Source organism: Ancylobacter sonchi (assembly GCF_018390695.1).
Lineage (GTDB): Bacteria > Pseudomonadota > Alphaproteobacteria > Rhizobiales > Xanthobacteraceae > Ancylobacter > Ancylobacter sonchi.
Genome location: NZ_JAHBGF010000020.1, coordinates 557,283 through 571,227, shown reverse-complemented (window position 1 = coordinate 571,227; position 13,945 = coordinate 557,283). Strand labels below are relative to the sequence as shown.

Genomic DNA, 13,945 nt, shown 5'->3' with positions numbered 1-13,945 from the left:
AAAGGCCCATCGTCAGGCGGGGCCGGCTCCCCGGGTGCGGGTCTGGTGGATCTCGATCAGGCTCGGGCCGTTGCGCTGTGCCGCCGCGGCCAGCGCCGGGCCGAGCTCCGCCACATCAGTGAGCCGAAGGGCCGGCACGCCATAGGCGCCGGCGATGATGACGAAGTCGGGGGCCGAAGGCTTCACGCCCTCGGGTTCGATGCCGCAGTCCACCATGTAGGTCTCGATCTCCTGATAGCCGTCATTGTTCCAGACGAGGAAGATCACCGTCGCACCGGCATCCGCCGCCGAGCCGATCTCGGCGAGCGAGAACTGGAAGCCACCGTCGCCGGTCAGGCACACCACCGGGCGACCCGGCGCGCCGATCGCCGCCCCGACCGCTGCCGGCGGGCCGTAGCCGAGCGCGCCGAAGCCGGTCGCGGCGTTGAACCACGACAGCGGGCGCGCGATGTCGAGATAGAGATTGCCGGCATAAACCGGCTGGGTGGAGTCGCCGACGATGATCGCCTCCGGCAGCGTCCGGTAGATGCTGTCGATCACGTCGATCTCGGTGCGGATCTTCGCCGACAGCCCGTTCCACGCAGCCTCCCGCGTCGCCTGCGCCCGCGCGGCGCCGTCGCCGACATGCGGGGACACCAGCGGCAGTAGCCCGGCGACCGCCGCCTCCACCGTGGAGAGCACCGGGAGGTCGGCGCGCGGCTCGCGCGACAGCTGCAGCGCATCGATGTCGACGCGCACGAAGCTCGCCAGATGCGGGAAGGCGCCATCGGCATACATGTCGTAGTCGGTCTGGCCCATCTCGGTGCCCAGCGCGATGACGAGATCGGCCTCGGCGATCAGTGCACGGGTCGCCGCGAGGCTGGGGCTGGCGGGGACGCGCAGCTTGTGGCCCGCGAGCAGGCCCCTCGCATTGGTGGTGAGCACCACCGGGGCGTCGAGCCGCTCGGCCAGCGCGGTGATCGCGGCGCCCGCCGACACCGCGCCGCCGCCGCACAGGATCACCGGGCGGGTCGCGCCCTCGCATAGAGCGGCGAGCCGTTGCAGCGTCGTCGCGTCAGCTCCCGGCCGCGCCGGGAGCGTCGCCGTCAGCGGCACCTCGCCGGCCGGCAGCGGCATGACGTCGGTCGGGATCTCGATATGCACCGGTCCCGGCCGGCTCGATCCCATGATGGCGAAGGCCTGCGCGATCACCGCCGGCAGCTCGGCGGGATCGACCAGCGTGTGCGAGGCCAGCGCGAAGCTCTTCATCATCGCCGATTGGTCGGGCAGCTCGTGCAGCAGGCCGCGCCCCTGGCCGAGCGAGTTGCGGCGGTTGACGCCGGAGATCACCAGCATCGGCACCGAGTCCTGGCGCGCCTGCGCCATGGCGGTGATGGTGTTGGTGAGGCCCGGGCCGGTGATCACCAGCGCCACGCCGGGCTTGCCGGTGACGCGGGCATAACCGTCGGCCATGAAGCCGGCGCCCTGCTCGTGCCGGGGCGTGACGTGGCGGATCGTCGAGCCGGCCAGCCCCCGGTAGAGCTCCACCGTGTGGACGCCGGGAATGCCGAACACCACCTCGACGCCATTGGCCGCGAGCAGGTCGATCAACGCCTCGCCGACCGTTCGCGTGCCGCTCATGCTCGTGCCGCCGATAATCCCGCCGCTCATGCCCGCTCCGTCTCCCTGATCGCCGAGCGGGCCGCCAGCGCCCGCATGCGCCGGCAGGCCTCCTCGATGGCCACGTCCGGCACGGTGAGGCTGATGCGGATGAAGTCGGCCGCGCCGGCGCCGAAGGACGAACCCGGCATGACCGCCACCTGTTCTTCGTCGAGCAGCGTCCGGGCGAAGGCCTCGCTGCTCATGCCGGTGCCGCTGACGTCGACGAGGATGAACATGCCGGCCTCCGGCGGGAAGGGCACCAGCCCCGGCGCGCCGGCCAGCGTCGCGACGATGAGGTCGACGCGGCGCCGGTAGGCGTCCCGCATCCGCGCCGAGGTATCGACCGGGTTGTCGAGCGCATAGGCCGTCATGTCGGCGATGAAGGGCTGCCCGCCGAACAGCATCGTCTCGGAGACGGCGAGCAGCCGGCGGGCGAATTCCACCGGCCCGATCGCCCAGCCGCTGCGGAAGCCCGGAGCGGCATGCGACTTGGAGATCGACGAGCAGACGATGGTGCGCTCGGCGAACTGGGGATCATCGAAGGGCGAGGCGAAGCTGCCGGACAGCACCAGGTCCTCATAGACCTCATCGCAGACGATCCACAGGTCATGCCGGCGGCAGACCTCGCCGATGGCGGCGATCTCGCCGGCCGTCAGCACCGCGCCGGTCGGGTTGTGCGGGGTGTTGAGCAGCAGCACCCGGCATTGCGGCGTGACCGCGCGCTCGAGGTCGGCGGCCTGCAGGTGGAAGCCGTGCTCGGGGCGTAGCGGCACGGTGATCTGCTCGGCGCCGGTGGCGCGGATGACGCCTTCATAGGTGGCGTAGAGCGGGTCGCCGACCAGCACCGCGTCGCCCGTCTCGACGAGGCCGAGCATCACCGCGAACAGCGCCGTCTGCGTGCCGGGGAAGCACAGAATGTTATCGCCGGTCACGCCGGGCCGGCGCCGCGCATATTTGCGCACCAGCGCATCCAGCACGATCTGCTCGCCGCGACCGTTCGAATAGCGGTGGCGGCCGGCCTGCATGGCGCGCGTCGCCTCGGCGATCAGCGTCTCGTGCGGCGGCAGGTCCGGCTCGCCGATGGTCAGCTCGATGATCGGCTCGCCGCTTTCCCTGCGGCGGCGCGCCTCGACATGGACGGCCCATTTCTCGGAGCCGAGGCTGGCGAGCCTATCGGTGATGGAGGCGTAGCGCATCGGAACCCTCCCGGTCCTGCTCGGTTGCGGCCGGGGCGCCGATCGGATGGCCGATCAGCGCCTCGATCGATGAAAAGGCGATCGAGACCAGTTCGCTGTCCTCGAAGAGCTCTCCCGCCAGGCATCCTTCCAGCCAGAGGCCGTCGAGGATGCCATTGACCGCGATGGCCAGCGCCCGGCATCGCGCCGGAGCGGCCGCCTCGCCCCGCGCCGCGAGGAATTCCGCCAGCAGGTCCTCGAGCGTGTGGCGGAAGCTGAGATAGCCTTCGCGATGGATCGCCGCGAGCGCCGGGTCGACGCCGACCCGGCTGATGAACGAGGCCCACAGCGACAGGCCCTGGCTGTTGGCGACCGGCTCGGTCAGGTTGATCAGGATGAAGCTCCGCAGCCGTTCCTCGGGCGTGCCGGTCACCGCCTTGGCCTTCTCGGTCAGCCGCGCGATCACCACCCGGTAGGCTTCCTGGAGGATCATCTCCTTGGAGTCGAAATAGTGCCGGATCAGACCGGACGTCACCCCGGCCTTGATGGCGATCCGCCGCACCGTCGCGCCCTGCAGCCCGGCCTCGGCGATGCAGTCCAGCGTCGCCTCGATCAGGTCGTGGCGACGCTCGGCGCCGGGTGCCCGATGAAAGTTGCGCCGGGTCATACCGCGCGCCGCAGCACCGGGCGGGTGAGGCAGGTCGGCCCCCCCTCGCACGCGATGCACAGCGCCTCCGCCGCGAAGCTGTCGACGGTGCAGCCGGCCGCTTCCATCGCCGCTTGCGTCGCCGGGAAGCCGGCGACCATGATCACCTGGCCGGGCTGGGTCGGCAGTACGTTCAGCGACAGGCCGTTGCTGGCGTGGAACTCCTCGGCCGGCGCCTCGATCAGCCGGATGCCGCGCGCCTTCAGCAACTGGTAGAAAGCCGCCGGCAGCAAGGGCGCGAAGACCAGTGCCAGATCGTCGGCGAGCGGGCTGATCACGCTCATCAGATGCAGGCAGGCCGCCTCGCCCTGCCACAGCGGCAGGTCGAAGGCGAGCACCGAGATGCCATGCGGCGCGAGCAGGTCGCCCAGCTGGTCGATGCCGCTCTGGTTGGTGCGCACGCCGCGCCCGACGATCAGCGTACGGGCGTCGAGCCAGACGCAATCGCCGCCCTCGACCGTCCCCGGCGCCTCGATCCGGCCGAGAATCGGAATCTGCCGCTCGGCATAGGCTTTCTCGTGCAGCTCCGGCTCGTTCGCCCGCAGCGGCTTGCCCATGCGCAGGATGATGGCGCCGTGGTCGCTGACCAGCGACGGGTCATGGGTGAACATGGCGTCGGCGAGCCCGTCGCCCTCGTCCTCGAGCCAGATGATCTCGGTGCCCGAACGCTCCACCAGACGGGCGAACTCGGCGTATTCCTGCGCCGCCTGACGGCCGTCAAAGCTAGGTCCGTAATGCCATTGCGCCGGGTCCGCCGCCAGGAGGCTGGGGCCCGGGCGGCGCATCAGAACGCGCTGCAGCGGCGCCGACATCTCCTGGGACCCGAAAGCCGACATTTGTTACTCCTCGATTACGAATGCTGCTTTTTTGGCGCTGCATAAAAAAGTCGCCAACGTCATTGTTATACGCTTGAGTAACTGTCGCATAAAGTGCAACGATGGGCGAGAGGGAAGAAGGCGACGGGCGAGCCTCGCCGCCGGAATGCGACGTTCCGACAAGCGGGGAAGGCGTGGCATGGGCCGGACTTCTGTATGCCGGGCAGCGGGGACGCCGCTCCGATGGGTGTTGCACCCATGACCGAACGGGCCGAGGCGATCGCGGTCAAGGACCTGCACAAGCGCTTCGGTGCGCTGGAGGTGCTGAGGGGAATCTCGCTCACGGCCTATGAAGGCGACGTCATCGCCATTATCGGCGGCTCCGGTTCCGGCAAGTCCACCTTCCTGCGTTGCATCAACATGCTGGAGCTGCCGAGCGAAGGATCGGTGGCGATCCGCGGCGAGCCGATCGCGATGCGGCGCGACGGCCATGGCGGCCTCGCCCCCACGGACCGCCGGCAGGTCGAGCGGCTGCGCTCCCGGCTCGGCATGGTCTTCCAGAGCTTCAACCTGTGGCAGCACATGACGATCATCCAGAACGTCATCGAGGCGCCGGTCCACGTGCTCGGCGTTTCCAGGGACGAGGCGACGGAGCGGGCGGAGGCGCTGCTGCGTCGCGTCGGGCTCTTCGAGAAGCGCGACGCCTACCCGGCCTTCCTCTCGGGCGGCCAGCAGCAGCGGGCGGCGATCGCCCGTGCCCTCGCCATCCAGCCGCACGCCATGCTGTTCGACGAGCCGACTTCCGCGCTCGACCCGGAACTGGTCGGCGAGGTGCTGGGCGTGATCGGCGATCTCGCAAAGGAGAAGCGCACCATGCTGCTGGTGACGCACGAGATGAAGTTCGCCCGCAACGTCGCCAATCACATCGTCTTCCTCGCCCACGGCGTAATCGAGGAACAGGGGCCGCCGGAGCAGATCTTCGGCGCCCCAAAGTCGGAACGGCTGAAGAAGTTCATCCATTCCAGTCACTAAGAACGGAAAAACAAAGGGGAACGATCATGAAGAATGTGCTGAAAGCAGTGGCGCTCGCCGCGGCCATCGGCCTTGCCGGCCTCGCCTCCGCTGCGGCCGAGCCGCTCAAGGTCGGCTTCGCCGCCGAGCCCTATCCGCCCTTCGCCTCGCCCGACGCCTCCGGCAAGTGGGAAGGCTGGGAAGTGGAGTTCATGCAGGCGATCTGTGCGCAGGCCAAGCTCGACTGCGTCATCACCCCGGTCGCCTGGGACGGCATCATCCCGGCGCTGACCTCCAAGAAGATCGACATGATCGTCGGCTCGATGTCGATCACGCCGGAACGCCTGAAGACGATCGACTTCTCCGACAAGTACTACAACACGCCGACCGGCGTGATCGGTCCGAAGAGCGAGAAGTTCGACGCCACCCCGGCGGGCCTGAAGGGCAAGACCATCGGCGTGCAGGTCGCCACCATCCACCAGGACTATGCGAACAAGTACTTCGGCAGCGCCGGCGCGACGGTCAAGGAATACCAGACCCAGGACGAGGCCAATAACGACCTGGCCTCCGGCCGCCTCGACGCCGTGCAGGCCGACGCCATCGCGCTCGACGCCTTCCTGAAGTCCGACCAGGGCAAGCAGTGCTGCGAGCTGAAGGGCAACGTCAAGGACGATCCGGAAGTGCTCGGCGCCGGCGTCGGCGTCGGCCTGCGCAAGGGCGACACCGCGCTGAAGGACAAGATCAACGCCGCGATCAAGGCGATCCGTGCCAACGGCACCTACGACACCTTCTCGAAGAAGTATTTCGACTTCGACATCTACGGCGGCTGACCGGGCGTCCCATCCCGTGTGAACCGGGCCGGCGCCGCGTGCGCCGGCCTCCTTCCCTCCAGAGCGAGGCGGAGCCATGGCGGCCGATCCCGCATCCCTGATCGACTGGGGCCTTCTGGCGCTCGATCCGCCCGGCTGGGGCGGGGTGTTGCTGGCCGGGCTGATGAACTCGATCAAGATCGCCATCGGCGGCTATTCGCTCGGCCTCGTGCTCGGCACCGGAGGCGCCTTCGGCAAGCTCTATGGCGGGCCGGTGACGAAGGACCTGATGGAGGTCTACACCACCGTGGTGCGGGCGGTTCCCGAGCTGGTCCTCATCCTGCTGCTCTATTATGCCGGCACCGACCTGCTGAACCGCCTCTCTGCTGCGGCGGGCTATGGCTCGGTCGACATCAGCGGGCTGGTGGCGGGCATCTTCGTCATCGGCGTTGTCCAGGGCGCCTATGCCACCGAGGTGATCCGCGGCGCCATCCGCGCCGTGCCGTCCGGGCAGATCGAGGCGGCCCGTGCCTTCGGCATGTCGCCGCTGCTCATCCTGCGGCGCGTCACCCTGCCGGCCATGCTGCCGCATGCCCTGCCGGGGCTGTCCAATTTGTGGCTGATCTCCACCAAGGACACCGCGCTGCTCGCGGTGGTCGGCTTCAGCGAGCTGACGCTGGTCACCCGGCAGGCGGCGGGCACCACCAAGGCCTATATGCTGTTCTTCTGCGCTGCCGGCGTGCTCTATCTCGCGCTGACGCTGGTCTCGAACCTCATCATCCGTTTCATCGAAGCCCGCGCCCGGCGGGGATGGGTGACGACGCGATGACCAGCGAGGAGAGCACCATCGTCGAGGCCACGGCGCTCACGCGGCTGCCGAGCGCCAGGGGCTTCCTCAAGCCGCATCGTCTGGCGCTGATGGCGGTCGCGGCGGCCATCGTGTTCTGCGCCGTCTGGTTCCTGCGGTGGGACTGGCTGCCGGAATACGCCGGACGCCTCGCCAATGGCGTCGTCGTCACGCTGCTGATGCTGGTGAGCACCTGCCTGCTCGGCTTCGTGCTCGCGGTGCCGATCGGGCTGGTGCAGGTCACCGGCCCGTGGCCGCTGAAGCTGCTCGCCAAGGGGTTCTGCACCATCATTCGCGGCACGCCGCTGCTGCTGCAGCTCTGGCTGCTCTATTACGGCCTCGGCTCCCTTTTCCCGCAATTCCCCGCCATCCGGCAATCCTTCCTGTGGCCCTGGCTGCGTGAGGCGTGGCCCTATGGCGTCGCCGCCCTGACGATCTCCTTCGCCGCCTATGAGGGCGAGGTGATGCGCGGCGCCTTCGCCGGCGTCCCGGCCGGCGAATTGGAGGCCGCCCGCGCCTTCGGCATGAGCCGCTGGAAGGTGTTCCGGCGCATCTGGCTGCCACGCGCGGTGCATCGTGCGCTTCCCACGCTCAGCGGAGAGACGGTGCTGCAATTGAAATCGACGCCGCTGGTTGCCACCATCACCGTGATTGATGTCTATGCGGTGGTGTCGAAGATCCGCCAGATGACCTTCCTCACCTATGAGCCGCTGCTGCTGCTGGCGCTCCTCTATCTCTGCCTCACCGCCCTCCTGGTGTTGGCCTTCCGCTATTTCGAGAACAAGATACCCACCCGGAGTGCCTGAGATGAATGTCCGCGCCCTGCTCACCAATGCGATCCCGGAACTGGTCGCGCTGCGCCAGGACCTACATGCCCATCCCGAACTCGGGCTTGAGGAGGTGCGGACCTCGGACGTCATCGCCCGCGAGCTCACCGCGCTCGGCTACCGGGTGACGCGCGGCCTCGCCCAAACCGGCCTCGTCGCCACGCTGTCCAACGGCACCGGTTCCCGCTCGGTCGGCATCCGCGCCGACATCGACGCGCTGCCGATCCAGGAGGAGACCGGCCTTCCCTATGCCAGCAAGACTCCGGGACTGATGCATGCCTGCGGCCATGACGGGCACACCGCCATGTTGCTCGGCGCCGCCCGCGCCATCGCCGAGCGGCGCCATTTCGACGGCACCGTCCACCTCATTTTCCAGCCCGCCGAGGAGAATTTCGGCGGCGCCCGCATCATGGTCGAGGAGGGGCTCTTCGACCGCTTCCCCTGCGATGCAGTCTTCGCGCTCCACAACGATCCCGGCCTGCCCTTCGGCACGTTCGCCTTCCGGGACGGGCCGATCATGGCGGCGGTGGACGAGTGCCGCATCACCGTCCACGGCCTCGGCGGTCACGGCGCGGAGCCACAATCGACGGCGGACCCCATCGTCGCCGGCGCCTCCATCGTCATGGCGCTGCAGACCATCGTCTCCCGCAACATCCACCCGCTCGACCCGACGGTGGTGACGGTGGGCGCCTTCCATGGCGGCTCCGCCAGCAATGTCATCCCGGAGCGCGCCGAACTGGTCGTAGGCATCCGCTCCTTCGACCCGGCAGTGCGCGACGAGTTGGAGCGGCGCATCCGGCTGATCGCCGAGCGGCAGGCCGAGAGCTATGGCATGCGCGCGAGCGTCGACTATCTGCGCAGCTACGACGCCACCATCAACCACAGCGCGGAAACCGGCTTCCTGCGGGAACTCGCGGTGCGCTTCGCCGGTGCCGGACAGGTGACCGAGATGCCGCGGCCGAGCATGGGGAGCGAAGACTTCGCCTATATGCTCAAGGAACGTCCCGGCAGTTACTTCTTCCTCGGCGCGGCGACGTCCGAGGCCGACCGGCCGCTCCATCATCCCGGCTACAATTTCAACGACGATCTCCTGCCGATCGGCGCCGCGTTCTGGACGGAGGTCGTCGAGGCCTATCTGCCGCAGGCGTGAGTTGGCTGCCTCAGAAGCAGCGCGCCCACGGCGGAGAGCGGCATGAATAGCACCAGCGCCGGCAGCATGTTGGCGACCGCGAAGCTCTTGATGCCGCAGATGCGGAAGCCGGTGACGAAGACGATGATGCCGCCCACAGCACGGAGAAGTCGGCATTCATCGGCTTGTCGGTCATCGGCATGACGAGGACGGCGCCGAATAACAGCGCCGCCCGCACGAGCATCTGCGGGACGGCGAGGAGCGCCACCGCATGGCCGAGCGAGGTGGCGAAGACGATCAGTTCGCCGATGAGGGCGCGGGCGAGGAGGGTGAGAACCACCGCCGGCGCGCCCGGAAACGGATAGGCATGCCTGCGGGTGGCGCCCCCGCAGCGCCCGCCAATGGACCGACGTCGGCTCCCACACAAAGCAACTCGGCAACTGTCGGACCGGCACAGGGCGCTGGAGTGGCTCGATCACGGCGCGTTAATGGGTCAGCACAGTTCGACGGGTCGGGCAGCGGGCCGTTCCCAATTTCCCCGAGGGCGTTGATAAGCCCGTGGGGGTGCGTTAGCTTGCACTGGAATTTGCCAGGATCAGTGGCGATCCTGGCCTCCTGGGGCGCCGAAGCTCCCGTCTGCGTGACCGCAGCGGGAGCTTTTTTGTTTGGACGTGTCTGAATGGCGGATGAAGACCTTGCCTGGAGCAACAGGCCCTTGCCGGTCGGCGTGCTTTTCTCGCAGACCGGCATCACCGCCTCGGTCGAGCGGACCCAGTTGCTGGCAACGCGCCTCGCCATCAGCGAGATCAACGCCGCCGGTGGCGTCGGCGGACGCGAGATCGTTGCCGTCGGGCATGATTGCCAGGCCAACCCCAAGACGTTCCGGCAGGAAGCGACCCGCCTGATGGACGAGGAGGGGGTAAGGATCCTGTTCGGCTGCTACATGTCGAGCACCCGCAAGGCGGTGCTGCCGGTGGTCGAAGCGCGCAATGCGCTGCTGGCCTATCCGACCTTCTATGAAGGCTTCGAATATTCGCCGAACTGCATCTATACCGGCGCCACGCCCAACCAGAACACACAGCCGCTGGTGCGCCACATCCTCGAACACTATGGCTCGCGAATCCTGCTGGTAGGCTCCAACTACATCTTTCCCTACGAATCGAACCGGATCTTCTCGGATCTCGTGATCGAAGCGCGCGGCAAGATCCTCGACGAGATCTATGTGCCGCTCGACCCCAAGCCCGAGGATTTCGAGCGCACGATCCGTCAGATCCGCCGCTTCTCGCCGGACGTCGTCTTCTCCAATGTCGTCGGCTCCGGCGCGGCGATGCTCTACGAGATCTATCGCCATGCCGGTTTCGACCCGGCCCGCATGCCCATCGCCAGCCTGACCACCAGCGAGGCCGAAGTGGCCGAGATGTCCGCTGCGGCGGCGGAGGGACACCTCACGGCGGCTCCCTATTTCGAGACGCTGGATACCGAACCCAACCGGCGTTTCCTCGCCGCCTATCGCGACATGTTCGGACCCGGCACGCCGATCACGGCCGCCGCCGAAGCCGCCTATTTCCAGGTGCATCTGGTCGCCGCCGCCATCGACCAGGCGCGCAGCCTGGCGCCGGCCGCCATCACCGAAGCGCTCGGCCGGGTGCAGTTCGAGGCGCCGCAGGGGCGCGTCGCGGTGGACCCGACCAACAACCACACCTTCCTGTGGCCGCGCGTCGCCCGCCTCGATGCGCAGAAGCGCTTCGAGATCGTCTGGGACCCGCATCGCCGGATGAAGCCCGACCCCTATTTCGTCTCGTCCTCGCTCGACGACTGGTCGCTGGTGCCGCAACCGGCGAGGATCGACTGACGCCATGGCCATCCCCCCTCTCAAGTCGCTGAAGGGACTTCCGGTCTTCGTCGTGCATCCGCCCGATACCGACGGACGGATGCTGATCGACCATCTGCGCCGCATCGGCTGCCACACGGAAGCCGCGTGGCCGATCCCGAGCGAGATCCCGGCCAATGTCGGGGTCGTCTTCCTCTCGGTCGATCACGAGCACCGCGCCGAGATCGCCCGATTGGCCAAGGGGATCGACGGCATCCCGCCGGCGATCATCGCCATCGTCGATTACGAGAACCCCTCGACGCTGGAACTGCTGTTCGACCTCGGCGCCCTCGCCGCCATGGACCGCCCGATCCGTCCGTTCGGCGTACTGACCAACCTGCTGCTGGCGCGCGGCCTCTGGCAGGAGCGGCTGGACCAGCAGAAGCGCATCCACAAGCTGGAGCGCCGCGTCTCCAGCATGCAGAAGATCCAGAAGGCCAAGGCGATCCTGATGTCGATCCACAAGATCGGCGAGGACGCGGCCTATGAGACGATCCGCCAGCAGGCTATGTCCAAGCGCGTCTCGATGGACGACATCGCCACCTCCATCATCAACGCGAACGAGCTCTTGCATTTCCCGCAAAAGGGTGCTTAGCTCAATTTGTGTTCAGTTTTGAACTTGCCGATTTTGTCGGCATTACGGGCCGGACAGTGCTGTCCACCCGTTCTGGCTAGGTAGCCCGGATCGCCTCGCAGGAGGCGTTTCGGGCTTTTTTGTTTTTCGCTCCGACAGGGCCGTCGGCGGTTTCGATCCTCGTGGCGCAGCTCAGCTCCATGCAGCTCCGTTCCGCGCCTCGGCACGGCTGAATGTCGGCCGCGCGGCCTTTCGCGCCTCTCCCGCAAAAACAACCTTCCTTCCGCTCAGGGAATGTCTTCATGTCGATGAATCGTCGTCAATTCCTCACGACTTCCGCGGCGCTTGCCGGCGGCGCCATTGCCGCTCCGGCCATCCTGCCGGGCGCCGCCTTCGGCGCCGACACCATCAAGGTCGGCGTGCTGTTTTCGCAGACCGGCGGCCTCTCCATCGTCGAGCGCTCGCTGACCGACGCGACGCGCATGGCGATCGCCGAGATCAACGCGTCGGGCGGCGTGCTCGGCAAGCAGGTCGAGGCGGTGATCGAGGACGGTGCCTCCGACCCCAAGACCTTCAACGAGAAGGCGTCCAAGCTCGTCATCCAGGACCGGTTGCCGACCGTGTTCGCCTGCTACACCTCGGCGAGCCGCAAGGCGGTGCTGCCGGTGTTCGAGAAGCGCAAGGCGGCGCTGTTCTACCCGACCTATTACGAAGGCTTCGAGTGCTCGAAGAACGTCGTCTATACCGGCGCCGTTCCCAACCAGCAGCTGTCGAACTTCATCCCGTGGATCATCAAGACGCTCGGCAAGAAGAAGTTCTTCATCGTCGGGTCCAACTACATCTATCCGCGCGAGATGGCGAAGGTCTCCAAGATCCTGATCGAGAAGAATGGCGGCGAGTATGTCGCCGACGAATATCTCGAGCTCGGCCATTCCGAATGGGGCTCGATGGTCAACAAGATCAAGAGCTCCGGCTGTGACGTCGTGCTCTCCAACGTGGTGGGCGACTCGGTGATCGCCTTCTACCGCGAGTTCAAGAACCAGGGCCTGTCCCACGAGCAGCTGCCGATCTGCGCCACCGTCACCTCGGAAATCGAGATCGCGGCGATGGGCGCGGAATATGCGGTGGGCAGCTACACCTCCTTCCCGTATTTCCAGGCCATCGATACGCCGGCAAATAAGTCCTTCGTCGAGCGCTACCGCAAGTTCGTCAACGATCCGAAGGCGGTGACCCACCACGCGCTCGAATCCTCCTACTTCCAGGTCTATCTGTGGAAGCAGGCCGTCGAGCAGGCCAAGGACACGTCGGCGGCGGCGGTGCTGGCCGCGGTCGGGGGCCAGAGCTTCGACGCGCCGGGCGGCAAGGTGACGGTGGAGAAGGAAAACCTCCACACCGCGCTCACCCCGCGCATCGCCCAGTGGCAGGCCGACGGCCAGGGCAAGATCGTCGACGCCTATCCCGAGCCGGTCTTCCCCCTGCCCTATGTCGCCTATGGCGAGACGCAGCAGAACCTGTTCTGCACGCCGGCCGGCCTCGATTCCGCCAAGCTGAAGGGCTGATCGCCCCATCGCCCGGCCGGCCGGCGTCACACCGCCGGCCGGGCGCTCCTTCCGCGCCCGCTTCTCGCGCCCACGGGACACGTACCCGATGATCGACACGATATTCATCGGACTGAGCCTCGGCTCGGTCTTGCTTCTGGTGGCCCTCGGCCTCGCCATCACCTATGGCGCCATGGGCGTCATCAACATGGCGCATGGCGAGATGGTGATGATCGGCGCCTATACGGCGGTGCTGACCAGCCTCTATCTCGGCTTCGGGCTCATCGCGGCAATGCCGGTCGCGTTCCTTGTGACCGCTCTGTTGGGGCTGGCCATCGAAAAGCTGGTGGTGCGCCGGCTCTACGGGCGGCTGCTCGACACGCTGCTCGCCACCTGGGGCGTGGCGATCCTCATCCAGCAGGCGGTGCGGCTGTCCTTCGGCCTGGCCTTCTTCGGCATCACCGTCGCCGGGCTGGGGCCGGGCCTGCAGAATGTCAGCCTGCCGGAATGGCTCGGCGGCACGTTCAGCCTCGCCGGCTCGCAGATCAGCGTCTACCGGTCCTTCATCATCCTGGTCTCGGTGGCGCTGGCCGCGCTGACCTGGGGGCTGATGTACCGCACCTCCTTCGGCATGCAGCTGCGCGCCATCATGCGCAATCCGCAAATGGCGGCAGCCTGCGGCATCGACACCGCCCGCATCAACGCCCTCGCCTTCGCCTATGGCTCCGGCCTTGCCGGCGTGGCCGGCGTGCTGATGGCCGGCTTCAAGACCGTCTTCCCCGACATGGGCACGCCGATGGTGGTGGACGGCTTCCTCGTCGTGGTGATGGGCGGCGTCGGCAGCCTGATCGGGTCGATCCTCTCCTCGGCCATTCTCGGCCAGATCAACGGCCTCACCGCCGCGGTAAGCAACGACATCATCGCCCGCGCCATCGTCTTCGCGGTGGTCATCGCGGTCATCATCTGGCGGCCCAAGGGCCTCTTTTCCTACAAGGGGCGCTGA

Annotated in this window: 14 protein-coding genes; 9 read left to right on the top strand and 5 right to left on the bottom strand. The window is 67.5% G+C overall.

Annotation, left to right across the window (positions count from 1 at the left end):
- Nucleotides 1-12 precede the first annotated feature (12 nt).
- Genes KHC28_RS13295 through KHC28_RS13280 form a run of 4 tightly spaced genes read right to left on the bottom strand, consistent with a single transcriptional unit; the run spans nt 13 to nt 4,358 of the window.
- Nucleotides 13-1,650: a 5-guanidino-2-oxopentanoate decarboxylase gene (locus KHC28_RS13295; protein WP_246564741.1), complete on the bottom strand. Its 1,638-nt coding sequence runs from the start codon at nt 1,648-1,650 to the stop codon at nt 13-15.
- Nucleotides 1,647-2,837 (bottom strand): pyridoxal phosphate-dependent aminotransferase, encoded by a 1,191-nt coding sequence (locus KHC28_RS13290; protein WP_214008818.1) that lies wholly within the window; start codon nt 2,835-2,837, stop codon nt 1,647-1,649. The genes KHC28_RS13295 and KHC28_RS13290 overlap by 4 nt, the downstream gene beginning before the upstream one ends.
- Nucleotides 2,812-3,483: a TetR family transcriptional regulator C-terminal domain-containing protein gene (locus tag KHC28_RS13285; protein ID WP_214008817.1), complete on the bottom strand. Its 672-nt coding sequence runs from the start codon at nt 3,481-3,483 to the stop codon at nt 2,812-2,814. The genes KHC28_RS13290 and KHC28_RS13285 overlap by 26 nt, the downstream gene beginning before the upstream one ends.
- Entirely contained in the window at nt 3,480-4,358 is an 879-nt protein-coding gene (locus tag KHC28_RS13280; protein ID WP_214008816.1) for a dimethylarginine dimethylaminohydrolase family protein, read from the bottom strand. The genes KHC28_RS13285 and KHC28_RS13280 overlap by 4 nt, the downstream gene beginning before the upstream one ends.
- 237 nt (nt 4,359-4,595) lie before the next feature.
- Between KHC28_RS13280 and KHC28_RS13275 the strand changes: the two genes are divergently transcribed.
- The 5 genes from KHC28_RS13275 to KHC28_RS13255 all read left to right on the top strand — a co-directional run bounded on the left by KHC28_RS13275 (nt 4,596) and on the right by KHC28_RS13255 (nt 8,981).
- On the top strand, nt 4,596-5,369 hold the full coding sequence (locus KHC28_RS13275) for an ABC transporter ATP-binding protein (protein ID WP_214008815.1): 774 nt from the start codon (nt 4,596-4,598) through the stop codon (nt 5,367-5,369).
- A 26-nt stretch (nt 5,370-5,395) separates the two neighbouring features.
- A complete protein-coding gene (locus KHC28_RS13270) occupies nt 5,396-6,178 on the top strand; it encodes a transporter substrate-binding domain-containing protein (RefSeq protein ID WP_214008814.1) in 783 nt (260 codons plus the stop codon).
- 76 nt (nt 6,179-6,254) lie between these two features.
- Complete coding sequence (locus KHC28_RS13265; RefSeq protein WP_214008813.1) at nt 6,255-6,986, top strand: ABC transporter permease; 732 nt, start codon at nt 6,255-6,257, stop codon at nt 6,984-6,986.
- Nucleotides 6,983-7,810 carry an ABC transporter permease subunit gene (locus tag KHC28_RS13260; RefSeq protein ID WP_214008812.1) on the top strand — a complete coding sequence of 276 codons (828 nt, stop codon included), beginning with the start codon at nt 6,983-6,985 and terminating at the stop codon, nt 7,808-7,810. Before KHC28_RS13265 ends, KHC28_RS13260 begins: the two co-directional genes overlap by 4 nt.
- A 1-nt stretch (nt 7,811) precedes the next feature.
- Complete coding sequence (locus KHC28_RS13255; protein ID WP_214008811.1) at nt 7,812-8,981, top strand: M20 aminoacylase family protein; 1,170 nt, start codon at nt 7,812-7,814, stop codon at nt 8,979-8,981.
- Here KHC28_RS13255 and KHC28_RS27870 read toward each other — a convergent pair.
- Nucleotides 8,963-9,118, bottom strand: a complete 156-nt coding sequence (locus tag KHC28_RS27870; protein ID WP_214008810.1) for a DUF554 family protein — start codon at nt 9,116-9,118, stop codon at nt 8,963-8,965. The genes KHC28_RS13255 and KHC28_RS27870 overlap by 19 nt on opposite strands.
- Before the next feature lie 521 nt (nt 9,119-9,639).
- Here KHC28_RS27870 and KHC28_RS13245 point away from each other — a divergent pair.
- The 4 genes from KHC28_RS13245 (at nt 9,640) to urtB (ending at nt 13,945) form a co-directional block, all read left to right on the top strand.
- Nucleotides 9,640-10,812, top strand: coding sequence for a transporter substrate-binding domain-containing protein (locus KHC28_RS13245; RefSeq protein ID WP_214008809.1), 1,173 nt, complete (start codon nt 9,640-9,642; stop codon nt 10,810-10,812).
- A gap of 4 nt (nt 10,813-10,816) precedes the next feature.
- Entirely contained in the window at nt 10,817-11,425 is a 609-nt protein-coding gene (locus KHC28_RS13240) for an ANTAR domain-containing response regulator (RefSeq protein ID WP_214008808.1), read from the top strand.
- Nucleotides 11,426-11,706: 281 nt separating this feature from the next.
- On the top strand, nt 11,707-12,963 hold the full coding sequence (locus KHC28_RS13235; protein ID WP_214008807.1) for an ABC transporter substrate-binding protein: 1,257 nt from the start codon (nt 11,707-11,709) through the stop codon (nt 12,961-12,963).
- Between the two features lie 88 nt (nt 12,964-13,051).
- Nucleotides 13,052-13,945 (top strand): urea ABC transporter permease subunit UrtB, encoded by an 894-nt coding sequence (urtB, locus tag KHC28_RS13230; RefSeq protein ID WP_214008806.1) that lies wholly within the window; start codon nt 13,052-13,054, stop codon nt 13,943-13,945.

Coding starts and splice junctions, on each gene's coding strand:
- KHC28_RS13295 (WP_246564741.1), bottom strand. CDS start 1,650: ATGAGCGGCGGGATTATCGGCGGCACGAGCATGAGCGGCACGCGAACG.
- KHC28_RS13290 (WP_214008818.1), bottom strand. CDS start 2,837: ATGCGCTACGCCTCCATCACCGATAGGCTCGCCAGCCTCGGCTCCGAG.
- KHC28_RS13285 (WP_214008817.1), bottom strand. CDS start 3,483: ATGACCCGGCGCAACTTTCATCGGGCACCCGGCGCCGAGCGTCGCCAC.
- KHC28_RS13280 (WP_214008816.1), bottom strand. CDS start 4,358: ATGTCGGCTTTCGGGTCCCAGGAGATGTCGGCGCCGCTGCAGCGCGTT.
- KHC28_RS13275 (WP_214008815.1), top strand. CDS start 4,596: ATGACCGAACGGGCCGAGGCGATCGCGGTCAAGGACCTGCACAAGCGC.
- KHC28_RS13270 (WP_214008814.1), top strand. CDS start 5,396: ATGAAGAATGTGCTGAAAGCAGTGGCGCTCGCCGCGGCCATCGGCCTT.
- KHC28_RS13265 (WP_214008813.1), top strand. CDS start 6,255: ATGGCGGCCGATCCCGCATCCCTGATCGACTGGGGCCTTCTGGCGCTC.
- KHC28_RS13260 (WP_214008812.1), top strand. CDS start 6,983: ATGACCAGCGAGGAGAGCACCATCGTCGAGGCCACGGCGCTCACGCGG.
- KHC28_RS13255 (WP_214008811.1), top strand. CDS start 7,812: ATGAATGTCCGCGCCCTGCTCACCAATGCGATCCCGGAACTGGTCGCG.
- KHC28_RS13245 (WP_214008809.1), top strand. CDS start 9,640: ATGGCGGATGAAGACCTTGCCTGGAGCAACAGGCCCTTGCCGGTCGGC.
- KHC28_RS13240 (WP_214008808.1), top strand. CDS start 10,817: ATGGCCATCCCCCCTCTCAAGTCGCTGAAGGGACTTCCGGTCTTCGTC.
- KHC28_RS13235 (WP_214008807.1), top strand. CDS start 11,707: ATGTCGATGAATCGTCGTCAATTCCTCACGACTTCCGCGGCGCTTGCC.
- urtB (WP_214008806.1), top strand. CDS start 13,052: ATGATCGACACGATATTCATCGGACTGAGCCTCGGCTCGGTCTTGCTT.